Here is a 19880-nt window from a genome sequence, read left to right on the forward strand (position 1 = left end):
GCACGCTTGCGGCGCCGCGGCCGAAGCCGCCACGCTGGCACCATGGCCGACCCGCACAGCACCACCACAGCCCGAACCGACGTCGCCGCCCTGCGCCGCGACCTGGAGAGCCGTGTCCGGGGCACGGTCGCCTTCGACGCGGGCACCCGCGCCCTCTACACCTCCGACGCCTCCAACTACCGCAGGGTCCCGCTGGCCGTGGTGGTCCCCGAGACCGTCGAGGACTGCGTGGCGGCGGTCCGCGCCTGCGCCGAGCACGGTGTGGCGATCGTGCCCCGGGGCGGCGGCACCTCCATCGCGGGCAACGCCATCGGTACCGGCGTCGTCATCGACACCTCCCGCCACCTGCGCGCCATAGAGCACATCGACCCCGTGGCGCGCACCGCCACGGTGCAGCCCGGTGTCATCCTCGACGACCTGCGCCGCGCCGCCGCCGAGCACGGGCTCACCTTCGCCCCCGACCCCTCCACCCACAGCCGCTGCACCGTGGGCGGCATGGTCGGCAACAACGCCTGCGGCTCCCACTCGGTCGCCTGGGGCACCACCGCCGACAACATCGTCTCCCTCGACGTGCTGCTCAGCGACGGGACCCGGCTCACCGTCGGCTCCAGCGACGGCGACGAGGAGCACCGAGCCCTGGCCGCGCGCCCCGGACGCGAGGGCCAGATCCACGCCGCCCTCGCCCGCCTCGTGGACGCCCACCGCGCCGAGCTGCGCACCGCGATGCCCGACTTCCGCCGCCGCGTGTCCGGCTACTCCCTGGACCGCCTGCTGCCGGAGAAGGGCCGCGACGTCGCCGCCGCCCTCGTGGGCACCGAGGGCACCTGCGTGTTCGTCCTCGGCGCCACCGTGCGCCTGGTCGAGTCGCCGCCAGCCCGCGCCCTGGCCGTCCTCGGCTACCCCGACGCCCCCGCGGCCGCCGACGCCGTCCCCGACCTGCTCGGCCACGGCCCGCTCACCGTCGAGGGCATCAACCACCGCATGGTCGCCTCCCTGGACCGGTTCGGCTCCGGCTCGCGCGTACCGCTGCCCGAGGGCGGGGCCTGGCTCCTGGTGGAGGTCGCCGGGGAGGACCCCCAGGACGCCGCCGACGCCGCGGAGGGCATGCTCGCCGCCCTGTCGGGCGCCTCCCGCCCCCGTGACGCCCTCGTCGTCTCCGACCCCGCCCACCAGAAGGCGCTCTGGCGCATCCGGGAGGAGGGCGCCGGGCTCACGCAGCGCACGCCCTCGGGGGCCGAGGCCTGGTCGGGCTGGGAGGACGCCGCGGTGCCGCCCGAGAACCTGGGCGACTACCTGCGCGACTTCGAGGCGCTCATGGAGCGCCACGGCCGCTTCGGCGTGGTCTACGGCCACTTCGGCGACGGCTGCCTGCACGTGCGCATCGACTTCGAGCTCACCACCGAGCGGGGACGGCGCGAGTACCGGGAGTTCATGGAGGAGGCCGCCGACACCGTGGTCCGGCACGGCGGCTCCCTGTCGGGCGAACACGGCGACGGCCAGGCGCGCTCGGAGCTGCTGGCCCGCATGTACCCGGCCTCCCTCATCCGCGCCTTCGGCGAGTTCAAGCGGATCTGGGACCCCGCCGGCCTCATGAACCCCGGCGTCATCGTCGATCCGCTGCCGCTGGACGCCGACGTCCGGGTGGCCGCCGTCCCCGGCCCCTCCGGTCCCGGCCCGGTGCTGCCGCTGCTCTCGCGGGCCGAACTGGCCTACCGCGAGGACGGGGGCGACCTCGCCAAGGCGCTGCGCCGCTGCTCCGGGGTGGGCAAGTGCCGCCGCCAGGAGGGACCGGGCGTCATGTGCCCCAGCTACCAGGTCACCCAGGAGGAGAAGCACTCCACCCGCGGCCGCGCCCACCTGCTGTTCGAGATGGCCAGCGGCGACGTCATCACCGACGGCTGGCGCTCGGAGGAGGTGCGCGAGAGCCTGGACCTGTGCCTGTCCTGCAAGGGCTGCCTGAGCGACTGCCCGGTCAACGTGGACATGGCCTCCTACAAGGCCGAGTTCCTGCACCAGCACTACCGGGGCAGGATCCGCCCGGCCGCCCACTACTCCATGGGCTGGCTGCCCCTCTGGGCGCGCCTGGCCGCGCTCGCCCCGGCCGAGGCCAACCGGGCCGCCCGGCTGCCGGGGGTGTCGCGCCTGGCCAAGAGGGTCGCGGGCGTGGCCGCCCAGCGCGACCTGCCCTCGTTCGCCCGCACCACCTTCACCCGCGCCTTCCGTCGGCGCGCCGCGCGCGGGCGGGCACGCGTCGGCGGACCGAGGGTGGTGCTGTGGCCGGACACCTTCGGCAACCACCTCAACCCGAACGTGCCCGCGGCCGCCGTGCGCGTGCTGGAGGACGCCGGGTTCACCGTGGTGCTGCCCCGGGGGCAGGTGTGCTGCGGCCTGACGTGGGTGTCCACCGGGCAGTTGGACACCGCCCGCGCGGTGATGCGCCGCGCGGTGCGGGCGCTGGAGCCGCTGGTGGAGGAGGGGCTGCCCGTGGTGGGCCTGGAGCCCAGCTGCACCGCCGCGCTCCGCCACGACCTGGTCGAGCTGCTCCCGGGGGAGCGCAGCGAGCGGGTGGCCGCGGCCGTGCACACCCTCGCGGGCTTCCTCAACGAGTACGCGCCGGACTGGCGGCCGCCCCGGATCGCGGCCTCGGCCCTGGCGCAGGTGCACTGCCACCAGCACGCGGTGATCGGCTTCGACGCCGACCGCGAGCTGATCGCCCGCGCGGGGATCGACGGAGAGGTGCTGGACTCGGGCTGCTGCGGGCTGGCGGGCGACTTCGGGTTCACCGAGGGCCACTACGAGGTGTCCGCGGCCATCGGCGAACGCGAGCTGCTGCCCCGCGTGCGCGACGCCTCCCCGGACACGCTGGTGCTGGCCGACGGCTACAGCTGCCGCACGCAGATCGAACAGGGGGCGGGCCGTCGGGCGCTGCACCTGGCCGAGGTGCTGGCGCGGGGGCTGGCCGAACGCGACGCACGGGAGTCGGCCGGGCGACCCGACCGTGTGTGACTCCTGACGTGTCCTGGGAGGCGTGTGACCCTGCCGACACCCCCAGCGGGTTCCCGCAGTTCCGGGCCCTCCGGGGGACGCGTCCGGCCGGTGGCCCGGAGGCTGAGCCTTTCGTCGGACCGCGTCCGTGGCTAGGGTGACCGTGCGTTCCGGCGCGGGCCCCGCCCGTGACCCCCTCCGCGTCCCGCGGACCGGGCGCGAGCACCTACCGTAGGCGTCGTCCCGCCCGCGCGGCGGGACCGCCGACCACCAGGCGGCGGAACACCCCACCGCCGCAGAACGGGGTTCCTCCATGTCCACACCCACCGGACTCCGCGCGGCCGCGGCCGTCGGACTGACGGCGCTCCTGGCCGCGGGCTGCGCGAGCCAGGGCGGAGGCGAACTCGCCTCGTCCACCTCCTCCACCGCGGGCACCGCCGACACCGCCGCCGAGGCGGCCGCCTTCGAGGGCTTCCCCGAGGGGGCGTTGGACTACCAGCTCGGCGCCTCCTACACCCCGCCCCCGGGCGTGGGCACGGTGGTGCGCGACTCCACCTCCGAGCCGGCGGAGGGGATGTACTCCGTCTGCTACGTCAACGGCTTCCAGACCCAGCCCGGCGACCTGGAGTGGTGGCTGGAGGAGCACCCGGACCTGATCCTGCGCGACGCCTCGGGCGAGCCCGTCATCGACGAGGACTGGGACGACGAGCGCCTCCTGGACACCTCCACCGAGGACAAGCGCTCCGGCATCGCCGCCGTCCTCGGCGAGACCATCGCCGACTGCGCGGACAAGGGCTTCGACGCGGTCGAGTTCGACAACCTCGACTCCAACCTGCGCTCCCAGGGCCTGCTCACGATCGACGACAACCTCGCGCTGGCCGCCGAACTGGTCGAACTCACCCACGGACACGGCATGGCCGCGGGCCAGAAGAACGCCGCCGAGGACACCGAGCGCGGCAGGGAGGAGGTCGGCTTCGACTTCGCCGTGACCGAGGAGTGCGCGGTGTGGAACGAGTGCGAGGCCTACACCGGCGTCTACGGCGACGCCGTCCTGGCGGTGGAGTACCCCCACGCGCTGGAGGAGGCGGGGATGACCTTCGAGGAGGCCTGCGCGGCTCCGGGCGCGCCCTCCCGGATGATCCTGCGCGACCTGGACCTGGTCGGCCCCGAGCACGGGGACTACGTCTTCGACGTCTGCTGACCGGTTCCGGTCACCCGGCGCCGGGCGGACGGGGCCGTCCCGCCGCCCGGCACCGGCCGGGCGGCGAGGGGCCCTCGGACGCGGCTCACACGCCCATCTGGTCGTGGAGGGCGTCCAGGGAACGGGAGACGGCGTCGGGCAGGCGGGGGTCCCCCTGGTCCACCCCCTCGCCCAGATGGATGCGCCAGGCCACGTCGGCGCCGCCGGGCGGCCGCCGCGCCACCAGGCGAAAGCCCGTGGAGGAGTCCGGATCGGGGAAGGGCACGAAGCGGTTGATCAGGATGGTCGCGGTGACCCGCTCGGAGACGGTCTCGGCCAGGCGGCGGTAGTCCACGCCGTCCGCGTCCGGGTCCGAGCGCAGCCGCACCGTGTGCTCGCCCGCGCCCTCCTCCATGAAGGTGAAGGCGTCGGGGCTCCAACTGGCCTGGTCGATGTCCTGCCAGGGCACCGCGCGCCCGTCGGGCAGGTGCAGGGCCCGGGTGGTGGCGGCCAGGACGGGCGCCGCCTCCCCGGCCGGAGAGGCGACGGGCGCGTGGGCCAGCACGCGCTCGCCCCGCTCCAGCCGGGCGCGCAGCGCGGCGGGTACGCGCCGGGAGAACAGGGCCACTAGCGGTTCCCGCCGTTGCCGGGGGAGCCGTTCTCCTCCGGAGGCTGGGTGCCGTTGGACCTGTGGCTCTCCCACTCGACGAGTTCGATCTCCTCGTCGGTGGGCCGCGCGAGGAAGTCGCGCACGGACGTGACCGGCATCTTGTCCACGGCCTTGTCGTAGACGGTGCGGCCCGCGTTGCTGACCTGGGCGCCGACCAGGCCGGCGACCTCCTGGACGACCGGGCTGTCGGCCACCTTGCGCGCGGTGCGCGCGAGCTGCTCGTAGCGGGCCCTGCCCGCCCGTGCTCCCAGGACGTAACCGATGGCGAGTCCGGCGGCGAACGTGATCCGGTAACGCATGGTCTACCTCTTCACCCTTTGGAGACGATCGGCGTGATCCGTGCTCGACGTTACCCCGTCGCGACCCCGCCACACATGCCGACACCGGTCACGAGCACTCCGCGGGGACGCTACGCTTGATGTGTCGCCGCGGCCCCGCCGCGGGGCGCACGCCATCCCGCGTAGCTCAATCGGCAGAGCAGCCGGCTGTTAACCGGCAGGTTATTGGTTCGAGTCCAATCGCGGGAGCGCCCGGAGGGCCCGTCGGAAGCATCCGGCGGGCCCTCGGTCTTTCGGGTGGTCGGGCGGGTGAACGGAGCCGGTGCGCAGGGGCGGAAACACGTCGCGAGCACCCTTCGGAAGGCGCTAGGCTAGGGGACGTCGCCGAGCCCCCGGGGTTCGGGGACCAGCGCGATCCCGCGTAGCTCAATCGGCAGAGCAGCCGGCTGTTAACCGGCAGGTTATTGGTTCGAGTCCAATCGCGGGAGCGGCGGGACAGGGTCCTTCCCCCACACGGGAGGGGCCCTGTCCTTTTTTGTGCCCGGCCTTCGGGCGCACAGAAAGTACCGGTGTCCACAGAAGGCACTGCGATTCCCCGAATCCCAGGCACCCCTGCCATCTCACGCGTCCGCGCCCGCGCGCCTGGCTTCCGAGGGTATTCCGGAAGACTTCCGTTACTCCACTGGAAAAAGCCGAAAAACCTTCCTGCCATGGAGCCTCGCACCACCGGTTCCGGCCCGAGACCCCCGCCTCCACCGTAAGTCCGCGGGCCGCTCCCGCCGCCGAGCACAACGGCGCCGACTGCGCGGTGCCCGACCCCGGCCACCCGGCCGCCGACCCCCTGCTTCCCGACCCCTTCACCAGCCTGGGCGGCACCCGCGTCTCCACCCTGGAGGAGTGGGAGTGCCGCCGGGCGGAGATCCACGAACTGGCGGAGCGCTCCGTCTACGGGGACAGACCCGCGTCGCCCGACAGCGTCACGGGCGCGGTCGCCTCGTCCGGCATCACCGTGAACGTGACGGACCGGGGACGCAGCACCAGCTTCTCGGCGTCGGTGGACCTGCCGAGCCGTTCGGGCCCCTTCCCGGCCGTCATCGTCTACGGCGGGTTCGGGGCGGCCACGGCCGCCATCAACGCCTCGGGTGCCGCCGTCATCAGCTACGACCCCTTCGCGGTCGGGGCCGAGGGCACCTCGCGGGGCGACAAGCGGGGCGCGTTCTACGACATCTACGGCTCATCCAGCGGTACGGGGCTGCTCATGGCCTGGGCCTGGGGCGCCAGCCGCGTCATCGACGTCGTCGAGCAGTCGGGCGGCGGCGTCCTCCGGGCGGACGCGACCGGTGTCACCGGGTGCTCGCGCTACGGCAAGGGCGCCCTCGCGGCGGGCGCGTTCGACCAGCGCATCGACCTGACCATGCCGATCGAGTCGGGCACCGGCGGTGTCCCCGCCTTCCGCGCGGTCGCCCGGGAGAGCGGAGCCCGGCCCCTGAGCAGCGCCTACGGCGAGCAGCCGTGGCTGGGGGACGCCTTCGGCTCCCACACGGGCGACCGAGCACGCTGCCGGTGGACACACACCAGATCCTGGGCATGATCGCGCCGCGCGGGCTGTTCGTCATGGACAACCCCCACATCGACTGGCTGGGTGCCCGCTCCGGGAGTGTGGCGGCCCTGGGCGGAGCGCAGGTGTACCAGGCGCTCGGCGCCCAGGACAACATCAGCTACTGGGCCGACGTCCAGGACGGCACCCACTGCGCCGCCAGGCCCGAATGGCGGGCCCCGCTGCGACAGAGCATCGAGGCGTTCCTGCACGGGACGGGCGAGGCCCCCGGCGCGCTCCGGCCCGCCGGGGCGGGCTCCGCGGCGGACGGGACGTGTGCCGGGTCCCGGTCGGCAGGTGCCGACGGGGAGCAGGGGGACGGCACGCGCGTGGACGCCGGATCCCCGGTACACCGGGGCGTTCGGCGGTGACGGCGCGTGTGGGCACCGGGCCCGGTCCGACCGGCTTCCCGGTCGGCCGGGACGGCGGCATGGCCCGTTGGGCGGGACCGCGCTCGGAGGGCAGTGGCTCGGGGGCGGCACGCGCCCGGTCATCGGCGAGGAGAGCGGCACCGGGTCCGCGCCCGTGTTCTGGGGCGCCATCCGTCGGTGCCGGGGCGGCCGGGACGCCCCGCCGGACATCCACCGTCCGCGCCAGCGGTTCGGGGCCGCTGGAGTACTCCGAGGGTTCCCGTGGTCGGGACACGGGACCGCTCGGTGTCGGGGCCACTGGGCTGAGCGGCCCGGTGTGCGCGGTGGCGGACCTCGCCCGCTGCCGGTCCGGGCGGCTGCGACGCGGGGCGGAGGTAACGCCTCAGATTCCGGCGACGCCGCCGATGAGCAGTCGGCGGTTGCGCTGGGGCATCTGGTAGCAGCCGGGCACCGGCGGGGCCACGGGCAGCGTGCGCCACCGCTGGACCTCGATCACGCCGGGTTCGGCGACGCGCCAGCCCTCGAAGAAGTCGAGGATGGCCCGCCGCGAGCGCCAGCGGCCGGACCGCAGGCGTTCGGCGAACACCTGCTCCAGCTGCTCGGCCCGCGCCGCGTCCTTGGGGAAGACGGCGGAGTCGGGACGGCAGTAGTGGCTGAGGACCATGTGGCTGCCGGGAGCCAGGGCGTCGCGCAGGGCGGCTATGTGCTCGGCCGGGTGGTCGGCGTCGGAGGTGTGCGTGACGGCACCGGCGAGCAGCAGGCCGACGGGCTCGTCCAGGTCGAGGAAGCTCCGGGTCTCGGAGCTGTCCAGGAGCCTGTCCGGGCGGGTGAGCGAGGCGCGCACCGCGGTGGTGGTGCGCCGGTCGCGGAGCAGGGCGAGGTGGTGGGTCAGGACCACAGGGTCGTCGGTGGCGTAGACGACGCGCGCGCGGGGGTCGCTCTCGTGCGCGATCTCGTGCGGGTCGCCCGGTGCGGGCAGTCCCGCGCCGAACTGGATGAACTGCCGGATGCCCAGGTCCGCGCACAGGTGGCGGACGGCGCGCTGGAGGAAGGCCCTCTCGCCCAGCACGAGGTCCTGGAACCCGGGCGCGGCCCGCTCGGCGCGGCCGGCCAGGTCCCGGTCCGCCTCGAAGTGGTCCTTGCCCTTGAGGTGGAAGGAGTGCAGCCGGGCCACGCTGGGCCGGGTCAGGTCAACGGCGGGCGGTGGGTGGGCGCGGACGTGTTTGCCCCCCGCCTGCCTCAGGAAAGGGGGGGAGGTGAATCGAGACATCGCCGTCCTCTTGTCTGAGGTGGGAAGAGTGGTCGACCACTGGATTGTATTCCGCGTGAGAGGTGTTGTTAACCGAGTCACAGACTCCGGTCATAAAAATCGGTGTTCGCGATGCCCGGGAAGTACTGCGGGGTGTGGCGAAGGGTGGTCCTGGGTGGGCTAGGAGTTATATACCTAATGTCCATTATGGGAGGAATCAGGATGAGGTCTCGGAACTCGTAAGCCCGTGGCTACGGGCTTCCCGGGTTTCGTGAGTGCGCGTGTGTGACAGTGGAGACGTGTGGGTACGGGTGGTTGTGTCCCGTCCCCGGAGCGTGAGCCGCGGGCTCCTCCGCCGTGCGGGAACGGAGAAAAGCGTTCCCCGCGCATATCGGAGGGAAATTCCGCGCACGCAGTCGCCACCTGCGGGAATTCCTTGCCGTGCCCAGGAATGCGGTGCGACCGGTGAACGGTGGAGCGGCGGGCCGAAAACACCGGAACGCCGTTGGGACGCCGGCCCTCCCGACCGCCGACCCTTCCGGTCGCGGGCTCCCGCGGACGCGGGCTCCCGCGGACGCGGGCGCTCCCCGAGCGCGGACCGCCCGGCTCCGCGCCGTGGCCTAGCCTGGGGCCATGGACCGCCCGTACACCATCCTCAGCTGCGCCATGTCGGTCGACGGACGCATCGACGACACCGGGCCCGAGCGGCTGCGCCTGTCCAACGAGGCCGACTTCGCCGAGATCGACGAACTACGGGCGGAGTGCGACGCCATCCTCGTCGGCGCGGGCACCCTGCGCGCCGACAACCCCGGGCTGTTGGTGCGCTCCCCGCTGCTGCGCGAACGCCGCCGGGAGCGCGGGCGCACCGCGCACCTGCTCAAGGCCCTGGTCACCCGCAGCGGCGAGTTCGACCCCGCGGCCCGCTTCTTCTCCACCGGGGACGCGGGAGCCGTCGTCTACACCGGCGGGGCGGGCGTGGACACCGCCCGGCGCGCGCTGGCCGACCGGCCCGCCGCGGACCCGCCCGCCGAGGTCGTGGACGCCGGGGACCCGCCCACCGTCCGGGCCGTGCTGGCCGACCTGGCCGACCGGGGCGTCGGCCGCCTGCTGGTCGAGGGCGGCGGGCACATCCACACGCTCTTCCTCACCTCGGGGCTGGTCGACGAGCTCCGGTTGGCGGTGGCCCCCTTCCTGGTGGGGCAGGAGGACGCCCCGCGCTTCGTCGTGCCCGGCGCCTTCCCGCAGACCCCCGACGCGCCGATGCGGCTGGTGGAGGCCAGGGCGCTGGGCGACGTGGCGGTCCTGCGCTACCGGCTGGACCGGGGAGCGCGCGCGTGAGCGCCGGTCCGCCCCCCGCCGAGGGGGAGTCCGACGCCCGGTGGCTGCGCCGCACCGTCGAGCTGTCCCGCTCCTGTCCGCCCTCGGACACGGCGTTCTCGGTGGGCTGCGCCGTGGTCGCCGCCGACGGCACCGTCCTGGGCGAGGGCTACTCGCGCCGCGACGACCCGCACGACCACGCCGAGGAGGCGGCCCTGCGGGAGGTGGACGCCGACGACCCCAGGCTGGCCGGAGCCACCCTGTACTCGTCCCTGGAACCGTGCAGCTCCCGTGCCTCCCGGCCGCTGTCCTGCTCGGCGCTGATCCTGGCCACGCCCGTCGCGCGCGTGGTGTTCGCCTGGCGGGAGCCCTCCGTGTTCGTGGACTGCGACGGCGCCGAGCGCCTGCGCGCGGCGGGCCGGACGGTCGTGGAGCGGCCCGACCTGGCCGACGGCGTGCGCGAGGTCAACGCCCACCTGCTGGGCTGAGCGGGAGCCCGGTGGAGGGCGGCCGCGTCATCTGAGCTTGCCCGCGTAGGAGTACAGGCGGCGCGTCCGGGCCTTGGTCTCCTCGTCCTCGTAGGGGTTGGTGACGCGGGCGTGCACCGCTCCGGAGAAGTCGTCCCACTGCTGGGCGCTCATCCGGGGCGCCCTGGCGTCGAGGTGGCGCATGGCGACGGGCTCCTCCATCTCCAGGAGCCTGTCGAGTTCGTCGCTGGCCGACACCGACCTGGCGAGGGAACCGGCGACATCGCGGACCCTTCCGGCGAACTCCTCGTCCCTGGACATCCGGCGGGCGACGTAGGCGGCGGCCGCGGCGCCTCCCGCGGCGACGGCCCAGGCGATGAGGGGGAGGGGCATGGTCGAACCTCCTGTGTGTGAAGGTCCGCACGACCGCTGGGACGGGAGGGGTCGGCGGGCAGGGGAGCGGGTCCGGCGGCGCCGGACCCTGTGCCGTCCTTTCTACCCGCCGGAGGCGGCCCGACCCGGGTTGTCCACAGGCCGGATCCGGCTGTGGCGCGGCCCGGGTCCGGGGGTGTTCCCTTGGTACAGGGGGCCCATCCCCGGAGACGGCATGGGCGTGCCCGAAAACGGCCCTTCCCCGAGGACCGTCCGCCCCTACAGCCGGTCCACGTCCGCCACGTGCACCACCGCGCGCCCCTCGGCGTCGGACGCGGCCAGGTCCACCTCGGCGCTGATGCCCCAGTCGTGGTCGCCCGCCGGGTCGGCGAAGATCTGGCGGACCCGCCACAGCTCCGGCTCCCGCTCGATGAGCAGCATCGCCGGGCCGCGCGCGTCCGGCCCGGTCCCGATCGCGTCGTGCTCCTCGAAGTAGGCGTCCAGGGCCTCCTCCCAGGCCTCGGCGTCCCACTCCCCGTCCTCGTCCAGCCGCCCCAGTTCGTCGTGGCGGCGCAGGGCGGCCAGCTCCACGCGGCGGAACATCTCGTTGCGCACCAGCACCCGGAACGCCCGCTCGTTGGTGGTGACGGGCCGCACCTTCTCCTCGGCGGCGGCCGCGTCCTCCGGCACCTCCGCCTCGGGGTTGGTCAGCTGCTCCCACTCGTCCAGCAGGCTGGAGTCCACCTGGCGGACCAGCTCGCCCAGCCACTCGATGAGGTCGCGCAGCTCCTCGGTCTTGGCGTCGTCGGGCACCGTCTGGTTGAGCGCCTTGTACGCGCTGGCCAGGTAGCGCAGCACGAGCCCCTCCGAGCGGGCCAGTTCGTAGAAGCCCACGTACTCGGTGAAGGTCATCGCCCGCTCGTACATGTCCCGGGCCACCGTCTTGGGCCGGAGCGGGTGGTCGCCCACCCACGGGTGGCCGCGCCGGTACACCTCGTAGGCGTGGCTGAGCAGCTCCTCCAGCGGCTTGGGGTAGTCGACCTCCTCCAGCCGCTCCATGCGCTCGTCGTACTCGATGCCGTCCATCTTCATCTGCTGGACGGCCTCGCCGCGCGCCTTGTTGAGCTGGGCGCCCAGGATCTGCCGCGGGTCGTCCAGGGTGGACTCCACCACGCTGAGCACGTCCAGCGGGTACGTGGGCGACTCCTTGTCCAGCAGGTCCAGCGCGGCCAGCGCGAACGTGGACAGCGGCTGGTTGAGCGCGAAGTCGGCCTGGAGGTCCACGGTCAGCCGCGCGGTGCGCCCCTGCGCGTCGGGCTCGGGGAGCGCCTCCACGATCCCGCCGTCCAGCAGCGACCGGTAGATGGCGATGGCCTCGCTGATGTGGCGGCGCTGCCTGGGGCGGTCGTCGTGGTTCTCGGTGAGCAGGTGCTTCATGGCCGGGAAGCAGTCGCCGGGGCGGGCGATCACGCTCAGCAGCATGGCGTTGCTGACCCTGAACCGCGAGGTCAGGGGCTCGGGGTCGGACTCGATCAGCTTGGTGAAGGTGGCCTCGTCCCAGGAGACGAACCCCTCCGGGGCCTTCTTGCGCACCACCTTGCGCCGCTTCTTGGCGTCGTCGCCGACCTTGGCGAGCGCCTTCTCGTTCTCGATGACGTGCTCGGGGGCCTGGGCCACCACGTTGCCCACGGTGTCGAACCCGGCCCGGCCCGCGCGCCCGGCGATCTGGTGGAACTCGCGGGCGCGCAGGCGGCGCACGCGCACCCCGTCGTACTTGCTCAGCGCGGTGAACAGCACCGTGCGGATGGGCACGTTCACGCCCACGCCGAGGGTGTCGGTGCCGCAGATGACCTTGAGCAGCCCCGACTGCGCCAGGCGCTCGACCAGGCGCCGGTACTTGGGCAGCATGCCCGCGTGGTGCACGCCGATGCCGTGCCGCACGTAGCGGGACAGGTTGCGGCCGAACTTGGTGGTGAAGCGGAAGTTGCCGATCTCCGCGGCGATCGCCGCCTTCTCCTCCTTGGTGCACATGTTGATGCTGGTCAGCGACTGCGCGCGCTCGACCGCCTGCGCCTGGGTGAAGTGCACGATGTACACGGGGGCGTTGCCGCTGCCGAGCAGCTCCTCCAGCGTCTCGTGCAGCGGGGTGACCCGGTAGTCGTAGTAGAGGGGGACGGGGCGCTCGGCCGAGGACACCACGGCGGTGGAGCGCCCGGTGCGCTTCTCCAGGTCCTCCTCGAAGCGGCTGACGTCGCCCAGGGTGGCCGACATCAGCAGGAACTGCGCCTGCGGCATCTCCAGCAGCGGCACCTGCCACGCCCACCCGCGGTCGGGCTCGGCGTAGAAGTGGAACTCGTCCATGACGACCGTGTTGATGTCGGCGTTCGCGCCCTCGGCCAGGGCGATCTGGGCCAGGACCTCCGCCGTGCAGCACACGATGGGCGCGTCGGCGTTGACGCTGGCGTCGCCGGTCATCATGCCGACGTTGTCGGTGCCGAAGATCTTGCACAGGTCGAAGAACTTCTCCGACACCAGCGCCTTGATGGGCGCGGTGTAGAACGCGCACTCGTCGCGGGCCAGCGCGGCGAAGAGCGCGCCGGTGGCCACCATGCTCTTGCCCGAGCCGGTGGGGGTGTTGAGGATGACGTTGGACCCGGAGACGACCTCGATGAGGGCCTCCTCCTGGTGCGGGTAGAGGGTGAGGCCCCGCTCCTCGGCCCACAAAGCGAACGCCTCGAAGAGGGAGTCGGGTTCTGGTTCGGCCGGAAGCACATCGATGAGACTCACAGTCTCTATACTGCCTGCTTCCCGGCCCCCTTCGGGACGCTGGCCGCGGCGCGCGACGTCCGGGGCCCCGCGACGGCGACGGGCGCACCCCGCGCGGGGTGCGCCCGTCGTGTCACCGGTCTCGCGGTGCGCGTCTCGGCGGTCAGACCAGGCCGAGCTGCTTGACGGTGTCGCGCTCCTCGACCAGCTCCTTGACGGAGGCGTCGATGCGTGCGCGGGAGAAGTCGTCGATCTCCAGGCCCTGCACGATCTCCCACCTGCCGCCGCGCGAGACGACGGGGAAGGAGGAGATGATGCCCTCGGGCACGCCGTAGGAGCCGTCGGAGGGGATGGCCGCGGAGGTCCAGTCGCCCTCGGGGGTGCCGTTGACCCAGTCGTACACGTGGTCGACGGCGGCGTTGGCGGCGGAGGCCGCCGAGGAGGCGCCCCGGGCCTCGATGATCGCGGCGCCGCGCTTGGCGACGGTCGGGATGAAGTCGTTCTCCAGCCAGGCCTGGTCGCCGACGGCCTTGGCCGCGTTGGCGCCGTTGACCTCGGCGTGGAACACGTCCGGGTACTGGGTGGCGGAGTGGTTGCCCCAGATGGTGAGCTTCTTGATGTCGTTGATCGACACGTCGAGCTTCTTGGCGAGCTGGGTGAGCGCGCGGTTGTGGTCCAGGCGGGTCATCGCGGTGAAGCGCTCGGCCGGGACGTCGGGGGCGTGGCTCTGCGCGATGAGGGCGTTGGTGTTGGCGGGGTTGCCCACCACCAGCACGCGGATGTCGTCGGCCGCACCGGCGTTGATCGCCTCGCCCTGGGGCTTGAAGATGCCGCCGTTGGCCTCCAGCAGGTCGCCGCGCTCCATGCCCTTGCCGCGCGGGCGGGCGCCGACCAGCAGGGCGACGTTGGCGCCCTGGAAGGCCTGGGTGGCGTCGTCGAAGATGTCGATGCCCTGGAGCAGCGGGAAGGCGCAGTCGTCCAGCTCCATCGCCGTGCCCTCGGCGGCCTTGACGGCCTGCGGGATCTCCAGCAGGCGCAGCTTCACCGGGGTGTCGGCGCCGAGCAGCTGGCCGGAGGCGATCCGGAACAGCAGCGCGTAGCCGATCTGGCCGGCGGCGCCGGTGACGGTGACGTTGACGGGTGCTTTGGACATGACGTGAACTCTCCCTGACGACGTTTCGCGACCCGCGATGCTCACAACGGGTTCGACGCGGCTTCGGTACCGGGCGCTGGGGGCCGTCCAGGCTCGCGCCGCACCTCACCACCCTAGACCGCGCGCTCCCGCGTGCCGTGACCCAGGTGCGCGCTACGTGTCCCCGCGCCGTCCCGGGCGGGCGGCCGGGAGGTCCTGTCCGTTAACGGATTTAGGGCGGGGAAACGTCGGACCCACCCTGTTAGGATGGCGTTTGCCGATCACGGCGGGCCGGTAGCTCAGTTGGTTAGAGCAGGGGACTCATAATCCCTGGGTCGCGGGTTCGAGTCCTGCCCGGCCTACCCTCTCCGAACACGAAAAAAGCGCCTCCCACCTGTGCGTGCAGGCAGGAGGCGCTATCGCTTTCCCCGCGGTCGGCTACGGGCTTCCACGTCCCCTCCCGGGTGTCCGCGGGGAATGCGCGTTGAAGTTCCGGAAGCCCTCGAACCCGGCCGCCGCCCGGCCGGCGGCGCCGTTCCGCGGCGCGGCGGCCGTCCGTTCCCGCCAAAGGCGCCGGACACGCGCGCCACGTGCCCCGCCGTCCCCGCACAGCCCCCCGTGACCCGCCGTCTTGCGGGTGCGGGCCGGGTCGGGCGGCGCCACGGGCCCGGGGGCGCGGCGTCCGTTCTTCGTTTTGTGTTTTGTCTACTTATAGGGCCTTTGGTATGTTCCTTCCCTCCGGGGCAGTCCTCACTGCGGTATCCGAATAACGGACGTCCGATTTCCCGGGCTGACATCGGACGAATATGGCGGCACTCCTGCCCGAATCCGAAGCTCCTGCGCGTTTTCCCGTTCCGTGCAGGTCGCAGGCCATACGACCCGCCGTCCAGTACATCCCGGAACCTCCGCGCCCGGCGGTGGCCGCTCGTTTACACTGGCGGCCGCTCCGAGGGGCGCGGTGGTCCACGTCTCAACAACCACGGCGCGCCCGGAGGCGTCCGACAGTCGGTGGACAGATGCATGCGGGGGGAGAGGCGAGCGTTGGGAGCGGACGGCACACGGCTGCGCGGAACCCACCGGCACGGGGTGGGCCTCCATCCCCGCCTGCTGTACGCCCTGGCCGCGGCGGCCGTGGCGGTGCTCCTCGTGGTCGTGGTCAACACCGCCGTCTCCCGGGACGACGGCACCGGGCCCTCCGAGTCCAGGGAGCAGACCGTCCCCGCCGTGAACGCGGTCCCCTTCAGCGGTCTCGTCGACCGGATCGGCGTCTCCCGGGACACCTCCGTCGCCACCGTCGACCTCGACGGCTCCGGGAACAGCCTGTCCTCCCAGGCGCTGGCCGCCGCCGGGTGGACGCCCGGCCGCGAGGTGGTCCTGCTCGGCACGCCCATGGAACTGCCCGACTACGCTCCCGGCCGCCCCGACCACCTGGTCTCGGACGGCCAGTTCCTGCGGCTCGCGGACGAGCACTACCGGTCGCTCACCTTCCTGGCCACCGCGACCCGCACCGACGGCATCGAGGCCGAGGTCACCGGAACCGGCCGCGTGGTCTACGCCGACGGCCGGGAGCAGGAGTTCACCCTGTCCGTGCCGCACTGGACCGCCGGACCCGCGAGCGAGGCCGCGCTCACCCTGCCCTACGCCAACTCCGCGCGGCACGCCGGTCCCAGCCCCACCCTCGGCGCGGCGCGCCTGTACGCGCGCGGCGTCACGGTCGACCCCGCCCGTGAGATCTCCCACGTGGTGCTGCCCGAGACCGCCGACGAGGCGGGCCGCATCCACGTGTTCTCCGTGGGCGGGCGCGCCGCGGAGACGGAGTGGACGGGCACCTGGGCGCGCGCCACCTCCGGCTACATGGAGGTCGGACCCTGGCGGGACCAGACCCTGCGGCTGTCGGTGCGCACGACCACCGGCGGCCACACGGTCCGCATCCGCCTGGACAACACCTTCGCGGCCGCACCCGTCACCGTGGGCGCGGCCTCCGTCGCGCTGCGCGGAAGCGGCGCGGCCTCCCGCGGCGCCGCGGTCCCACTCACCTTCGAGGGGCGCTCCGACACCGTCATCCCGGCTGGGGGACAGGTGTTCAGCGACCCCGTCGAGATGCTCCTGCCGCCGCAGACCGACGTGCTGGTCAGCATCCACCTGCCCGAACAGGTGACCACCGCGCCGGTGCACTACGCCTCGGTGGACACCAACTACACCAGCGCGCCCGGAAGCGGCGACCTGACCCTGGACACCACGGGGGAGCCGTTCACCGGCCGGGTCGCGCAGTGGCCCTTCCTCACCGCGGTGGAGGTCTCCGGGGGGCCGGGCGCGATCGCCGCCTTCGGCGACTCCATCACCGACGGGATCCGCTCCACCCCCGACGCCCACGCCCGCTGGCCCGACGTGCTCAGCGCCCGCCTGTCCGAGCGGCCGGGGCTGCCCAACCCGGGCGTGCTCAACCTCGGCGTGGCCGGGAACCACGTGATCCGGGACGGCTACCCGGGTGAGGGCGTCTCCACCAACCCCACCGGGGTGGCGCTGACCCACCGGGTGCACCGGGACGTGCTGGCCCAGAGCGGGGTGAACACCCTGGTCGTCTTCGCCGGGATCAACGACCTGCGCTGGAGCACCCCGCCCGAGTCGGTGATCGCCGGGATCGAGGAGATCGCGGGGCTGGCCCGCGAGAACGGCATGCGGGTGTTCGTGGCCACGCTCGGCCCCTGCGGGGGCGAGGCGCGCTGCACCGAGGAGGTCGACCGGGCCCGCCAGCAGGTCAACGACCACCTGCGGGCGCGGGCGAACGATCCCCTGTCGCCCTTCGACGGCGTGTGGGACTTCGACGCGGTTCTGCGCGACCCGCAGGAACCCAGCCGCATGCTGCCCGCCTACGACTCGGGCGACCACCTCCACCCGGGGGACGCCGGACTGCGCGCGCTGGCCGAGTCCGTGGACCTCTACCAGCTCGTCGGCGGCTAGCGCCGGCCGCGGGAGCGCGTGGCCCGCCCAGGCCGTCCGGTCAGCGCGGGCACCCCAGGTGGTGGTGGATCACGAGGTCGACGTAGACGGCGCCGAGGTCGTCCAGGCTCAGCCCGGCCCCGGGGTCGTACCAGTGCAGCAGGGAGTCGAAGGTCTCCAGCACGTCGTCGGCGACCCGCCCCGGCTCGCGCACCCCGAAGTCCCCGCGGGTCACGCCGTCCAGGATGATGCCGCGCACGTGCTCGCGGTACGCCCGGGTCAGGGAGGTGATCTCGCGGTGGCGGGCCGGGTGGATGGCGCGCAGCACCGGCAGCAGCTCGTGCCCCAGCGCGGTCGCCGCGCGGTGCCGCCAGCCGGTCTCCACGTGCCGCCTGACCAGCGTCGACATGCGTTCTGTCGCGGGTCGGTCCGGCCGGTCCGCGGCCAGCTGCCCGTGCACCCGCTCCCGGGTGGAGCGCAGCACCACGGCGTAGGCCAGGTCCAACCGGGTGGGGAAGGCGCGTCTGAGCGCGGCGGGGGCGGTCCCGGTCTCGGCCGAGATCCGGGAGGTCAGTTCGGACATCGCCAGGCCTTGTGAGCCGTGCTGGGCGAACAGGTGCGCCGCGCAGTCCAGGACGGGGGCCGTGGTGCGGAGCGCGTGAGGGGATGTGTCGGCCGTCATGTGGTGTCTCATCGCTCGGAGTACGCCCCCGGAGAGGGGGAGGGCGTGCGGTCTTCGGCGGATCGGTTCCGCGACCCCCGCTCTCAGACCGGACCGGCGGCCGGTGCCCGCCGCTCACGGCTGCTGGTCAGCGACACCAGGTCCTCGATCCGCTCGGTGGCGAGCGCGTCCACGCCCATGCCCACCACGCGCGCCATCTCGGGGAAGTCGTTCACCGTCCACGCCGTGACGAGGTGGCCGCGCAGGTGTGTCTCCGAGACCAGGTCCCGGGTCAGCAGCGTGTAGTGCATGCCGAGGAAGGTCGGACGCAGGGTCCGCACCACGTCCTCGGGCGGCGGCCCCGGCTTGTCCCAGGCCAGCATCAGCCGGGCCTCGGAGCTGCGGCCCCGCAGGGCGTCGAGGGTCTCGGTGGAACCGGTGAAGAGCACCTGGTCGCCGAACCCGCGCGCCCGCAGCAGGCTGTCCGCCGCCAGCGCCGCCTCGGGCGTGCCGGCGTCCACGAGCAGGGGAGGGGGAGCGTCGCCGGTGTACTCGGCGAGCACCTCCATCAGGGTGGGCACGCGGTGCTCCACGTCGTCGCGGGCGGCGGCGATCTCGGCCAGGGTCAGCTCCCCCACGGGGCGGGGCGGGGAACCGGGAAGGGCCATGAGTCGTTCGTCCACCAGGACGGGATAGCCGTCGGAGGTGAGGTGGACGTCGATCTTGACCAGGTCGGCCCCGGCACGCGAGGCTGAACGCAGGGCCGGGAGGGTGTTTCCCGGGAAGCGTGCGGTGTCTCCGCGCAGTGCGATGGACAACGTCATGTGGTCAAGGGTGGCAAAGACTTCCGCTTTACGTGGTGCAAACAGGAAAAACGCCCGCCGGGGGCGGGCGCGGACGGGCGTGCGGCGCCCCGCGCGGCCCGGTGCCGCCGTTACGTGGCGTCGCGATTGCGAGCGGACTCACGTCGTCGGGGACGCCGACGGGGTGCGGCGAGCTGGGAAACTTTGTTACACGGCGTCGTGACCGCACGGTGCCCCATGACCGTCCCTGGAGTGTGAGGCGAACGATGATTCCGGACCAGAGACGAGAGCACATCCTCAAGCTCCTTCAGGAGCGCCACGTGCTGAGCATCAACGAGCTCACGTCGATGCTGTCCGTGTCCCACATGACGGTCCGGCGTGACATCCAGGCGCTGGAGAACGACGGCAAGGTGCTGTCGGTCACCGGGGGGGTGCGGCTCGCGGCGCGGCTCAAGAGCGAGCCCTCCTACCTGGCCAAGGCCCAGCTGGAGGTACCCGCCAAGCGGGCCATAGCGCGCGCGGCGGCCGACCTGGTCCGGGAGAACTTCACCATCTACCTGGACGCGGGCACGACCACGCTGCAGATGGTCCCCCTGCTCACCGACAAGGTCGGCCTGACCGTCATCACCAGCGACTTCAACGTCGTGGGCCACCTGATGGAGTACCCGGGGATCGAGCTGATCCACACCGGCGGGGTGGTCTCGCACTCCGACCACTCCTCGGTCGGGCGCTTCACCGCCGACTTCCTGCGCCAGGTGAACGTCGACCTGGCCTTCATCGCCAGCAGCTCCTGGGACGCCGAGCGCGGCTCGACCACGCCCTCCGAGGCCAAGGTGGTCGCCAAGCAGGCGCTGCTGCGGATCGCCTCCAAGAGCGTGCTCACGGTCGACAGCACCAAGTACGGCAAGTTCGGCACCTTCAGGGTGGCCAGCCTGGAGGAGTTCGACCTGATCATCACCGACGACCGGCTCCCGCGCTCGGCCGTGGACGACCTCGCCGAGCGCGACGTGCGCCTGAAGCTGGTCGAGGTGGAGTAGAGGGGGCGCCCACCGGGCGCCCGGCGGCTCGGGGCCGCCCGAGTCCGCCGTTCAT

At 73.1% G+C, this 19880-nt stretch carries 14 protein-coding genes, 3 tRNA genes and 1 pseudogene; 10 read left to right on the forward strand and 8 right to left on the reverse strand.

Going from position 1 to position 19880, the window contains the following annotated elements:
• Positions 1-42 precede the first annotated feature (42 nt).
• Positions 43-3006, forward strand: a complete 2964-nt coding sequence (locus NDAS_RS03800; protein ID WP_013151816.1) for an FAD-binding and (Fe-S)-binding domain-containing protein — start codon at positions 43-45, stop codon at positions 3004-3006.
• A gap of 292 nt (positions 3007-3298) precedes the next feature.
• Positions 3299-4186, forward strand: a complete 888-nt coding sequence (locus tag NDAS_RS03805; RefSeq protein WP_013151817.1) for an endo alpha-1,4 polygalactosaminidase — start codon at positions 3299-3301, stop codon at positions 4184-4186.
• Positions 4187-4271: 85 nt separating this feature from the next.
• Here NDAS_RS03805 and NDAS_RS03810 read toward each other — a convergent pair whose 3' ends face one another.
• Together NDAS_RS03810 and NDAS_RS03815 are read right to left on the reverse strand one after the other, a co-directional pair.
• Complete coding sequence (locus tag NDAS_RS03810) at positions 4272-4793, reverse strand: hypothetical protein (protein WP_013151818.1); 522 nt, start codon at positions 4791-4793, stop codon at positions 4272-4274.
• Complete coding sequence (locus tag NDAS_RS03815; RefSeq protein ID WP_013151819.1) at positions 4793-5134, reverse strand: hypothetical protein; 342 nt, start codon at positions 5132-5134, stop codon at positions 4793-4795. The genes NDAS_RS03810 and NDAS_RS03815 overlap by 1 nt, the downstream gene beginning before the upstream one ends.
• A 155-nt stretch (positions 5135-5289) precedes the next feature.
• Here NDAS_RS03815 and NDAS_RS03820 point away from each other — a divergent pair.
• The 3 genes and pseudogenes from NDAS_RS03820 (at position 5290) to NDAS_RS29690 (ending at position 7081) form a co-directional block, all read left to right on the forward strand.
• Positions 5290-5362, forward strand: a tRNA-Asn gene (locus tag NDAS_RS03820).
• 166 nt (positions 5363-5528) lie between these two features.
• A tRNA-Asn gene (locus NDAS_RS03825) sits at positions 5529-5601 on the forward strand.
• Between the two features lie 566 nt (positions 5602-6167).
• Positions 6168-7081, forward strand: a pseudogene (locus NDAS_RS29690) (glucuronyl esterase domain-containing protein).
• 382 nt (positions 7082-7463) lie between these two features.
• Here NDAS_RS29690 and NDAS_RS03835 read toward each other — a convergent pair.
• Positions 7464-8351 carry an SAM-dependent methyltransferase gene (locus NDAS_RS03835; protein WP_013151820.1) on the reverse strand — a complete coding sequence of 296 codons (888 nt, stop codon included), beginning with the start codon at positions 8349-8351 and terminating at the stop codon, positions 7464-7466.
• 612 nt (positions 8352-8963) lie between these two features.
• On the opposite strand from NDAS_RS03835, the gene NDAS_RS03840 reads away from it, so the two are divergent.
• Complete coding sequence (locus tag NDAS_RS03840; RefSeq protein ID WP_013151821.1) at positions 8964-9668, forward strand: RibD family protein; 705 nt, start codon at positions 8964-8966, stop codon at positions 9666-9668.
• Positions 9665-10135 (forward strand): cytidine/deoxycytidylate deaminase family protein, encoded by a 471-nt coding sequence (locus NDAS_RS03845; RefSeq protein WP_013151822.1) that lies wholly within the window; start codon positions 9665-9667, stop codon positions 10133-10135. Before NDAS_RS03840 ends, NDAS_RS03845 begins: the two co-directional genes overlap by 4 nt.
• A gap of 27 nt (positions 10136-10162) precedes the next feature.
• Here NDAS_RS03845 and NDAS_RS03850 read toward each other — a convergent pair whose 3' ends face one another.
• The 3 genes from NDAS_RS03850 to NDAS_RS03860 form a co-directional block, all read right to left on the reverse strand.
• Positions 10163-10507 (reverse strand): hypothetical protein, encoded by a 345-nt coding sequence (locus NDAS_RS03850; protein ID WP_013151823.1) that lies wholly within the window; start codon positions 10505-10507, stop codon positions 10163-10165.
• A 258-nt stretch (positions 10508-10765) separates the two neighbouring features.
• Complete coding sequence (locus NDAS_RS03855) at positions 10766-13258, reverse strand: DEAD/DEAH box helicase (RefSeq protein ID WP_041552316.1); 2493 nt, start codon at positions 13256-13258, stop codon at positions 10766-10768.
• Positions 13259-13415: 157 nt separating this feature from the next.
• A complete protein-coding gene (locus NDAS_RS03860; protein WP_013151825.1) occupies positions 13416-14405 on the reverse strand; it encodes a malate dehydrogenase in 990 nt (329 codons plus the stop codon).
• 267 nt (positions 14406-14672) lie between these two features.
• Between NDAS_RS03860 and NDAS_RS03865 the strand changes: the two genes are divergently transcribed.
• Together NDAS_RS03865 and NDAS_RS03870 are read left to right on the forward strand one after the other, a co-directional pair.
• A tRNA-Ile gene (locus NDAS_RS03865) sits at positions 14673-14746 on the forward strand.
• A 658-nt stretch (positions 14747-15404) separates the two neighbouring features.
• The gene (locus tag NDAS_RS03870) at positions 15405-17345 is read left to right on the forward strand and encodes an SGNH/GDSL hydrolase family protein (protein ID WP_013151826.1); all 1941 of its coding nucleotides are present in this window, start codon (positions 15405-15407) and stop codon (positions 17343-17345) included.
• 40 nt (positions 17346-17385) lie between these two features.
• Here the strand turns inward: NDAS_RS03870 and NDAS_RS03875 are convergent, their stop codons facing one another.
• The gene (locus NDAS_RS03875; protein WP_013151827.1) at positions 17386-18006 is read right to left on the reverse strand and encodes a TetR/AcrR family transcriptional regulator; all 621 of its coding nucleotides are present in this window, start codon (positions 18004-18006) and stop codon (positions 17386-17388) included.
• Positions 18007-18089: 83 nt separating this feature from the next.
• Complete coding sequence (locus NDAS_RS03880; protein ID WP_013151828.1) at positions 18090-18809, reverse strand: glycerophosphodiester phosphodiesterase; 720 nt, start codon at positions 18807-18809, stop codon at positions 18090-18092.
• A gap of 245 nt (positions 18810-19054) precedes the next feature.
• Between NDAS_RS03880 and NDAS_RS03885 the strand changes: the two genes are divergently transcribed.
• Positions 19055-19825 carry a DeoR/GlpR family DNA-binding transcription regulator gene (locus tag NDAS_RS03885; RefSeq protein ID WP_013151829.1) on the forward strand — a complete coding sequence of 257 codons (771 nt, stop codon included), beginning with the start codon at positions 19055-19057 and terminating at the stop codon, positions 19823-19825.
• The last annotated feature ends 55 nt before the right edge of the window (positions 19826-19880 follow it).

Source organism: Nocardiopsis dassonvillei subsp. dassonvillei DSM 43111 (genome assembly GCF_000092985.1).
In the GTDB taxonomy this organism is placed as follows: Bacteria; Actinomycetota; Actinomycetes; order Streptosporangiales; family Streptosporangiaceae; genus Nocardiopsis; species Nocardiopsis dassonvillei.

What these genes read in the sequence shown, in the direction of transcription:
- NDAS_RS03815 (WP_013151819.1), bottom strand. Translation starts at nt 5,134, where the DNA reads ATGCGTTACCGGATCACGTTCGCCGCCGGACTCGCCATCGGTTACGTC.
- NDAS_RS03860 (WP_013151825.1), bottom strand. Translation starts at nt 14,405, where the DNA reads ATGTCCAAAGCACCCGTCAACGTCACCGTCACCGGCGCCGCCGGCCAG.
- NDAS_RS03835 (WP_013151820.1), bottom strand. Translation starts at nt 8,351, where the DNA reads ATGTCTCGATTCACCTCCCCCCCTTTCCTGAGGCAGGCGGGGGGCAAA.
- NDAS_RS03875 (WP_013151827.1), bottom strand. Translation starts at nt 18,006, where the DNA reads ATGACGGCCGACACATCCCCTCACGCGCTCCGCACCACGGCCCCCGTC.
- NDAS_RS03840 (WP_013151821.1), top strand. Translation starts at nt 8,964, where the DNA reads ATGGACCGCCCGTACACCATCCTCAGCTGCGCCATGTCGGTCGACGGA.
- NDAS_RS03800 (WP_013151816.1), top strand. Translation starts at nt 43, where the DNA reads ATGGCCGACCCGCACAGCACCACCACAGCCCGAACCGACGTCGCCGCC.
- NDAS_RS03805 (WP_013151817.1), top strand. Translation starts at nt 3,299, where the DNA reads ATGTCCACACCCACCGGACTCCGCGCGGCCGCGGCCGTCGGACTGACG.
- NDAS_RS03850 (WP_013151823.1), bottom strand. Translation starts at nt 10,507, where the DNA reads ATGCCCCTCCCCCTCATCGCCTGGGCCGTCGCCGCGGGAGGCGCCGCG.
- NDAS_RS03885 (WP_013151829.1), top strand. Translation starts at nt 19,055, where the DNA reads ATGATTCCGGACCAGAGACGAGAGCACATCCTCAAGCTCCTTCAGGAG.
- NDAS_RS03880 (WP_013151828.1), bottom strand. Translation starts at nt 18,809, where the DNA reads ATGACGTTGTCCATCGCACTGCGCGGAGACACCGCACGCTTCCCGGGA.
- NDAS_RS03870 (WP_013151826.1), top strand. Translation starts at nt 15,405, where the DNA reads ATGCGGGGGGAGAGGCGAGCGTTGGGAGCGGACGGCACACGGCTGCGC.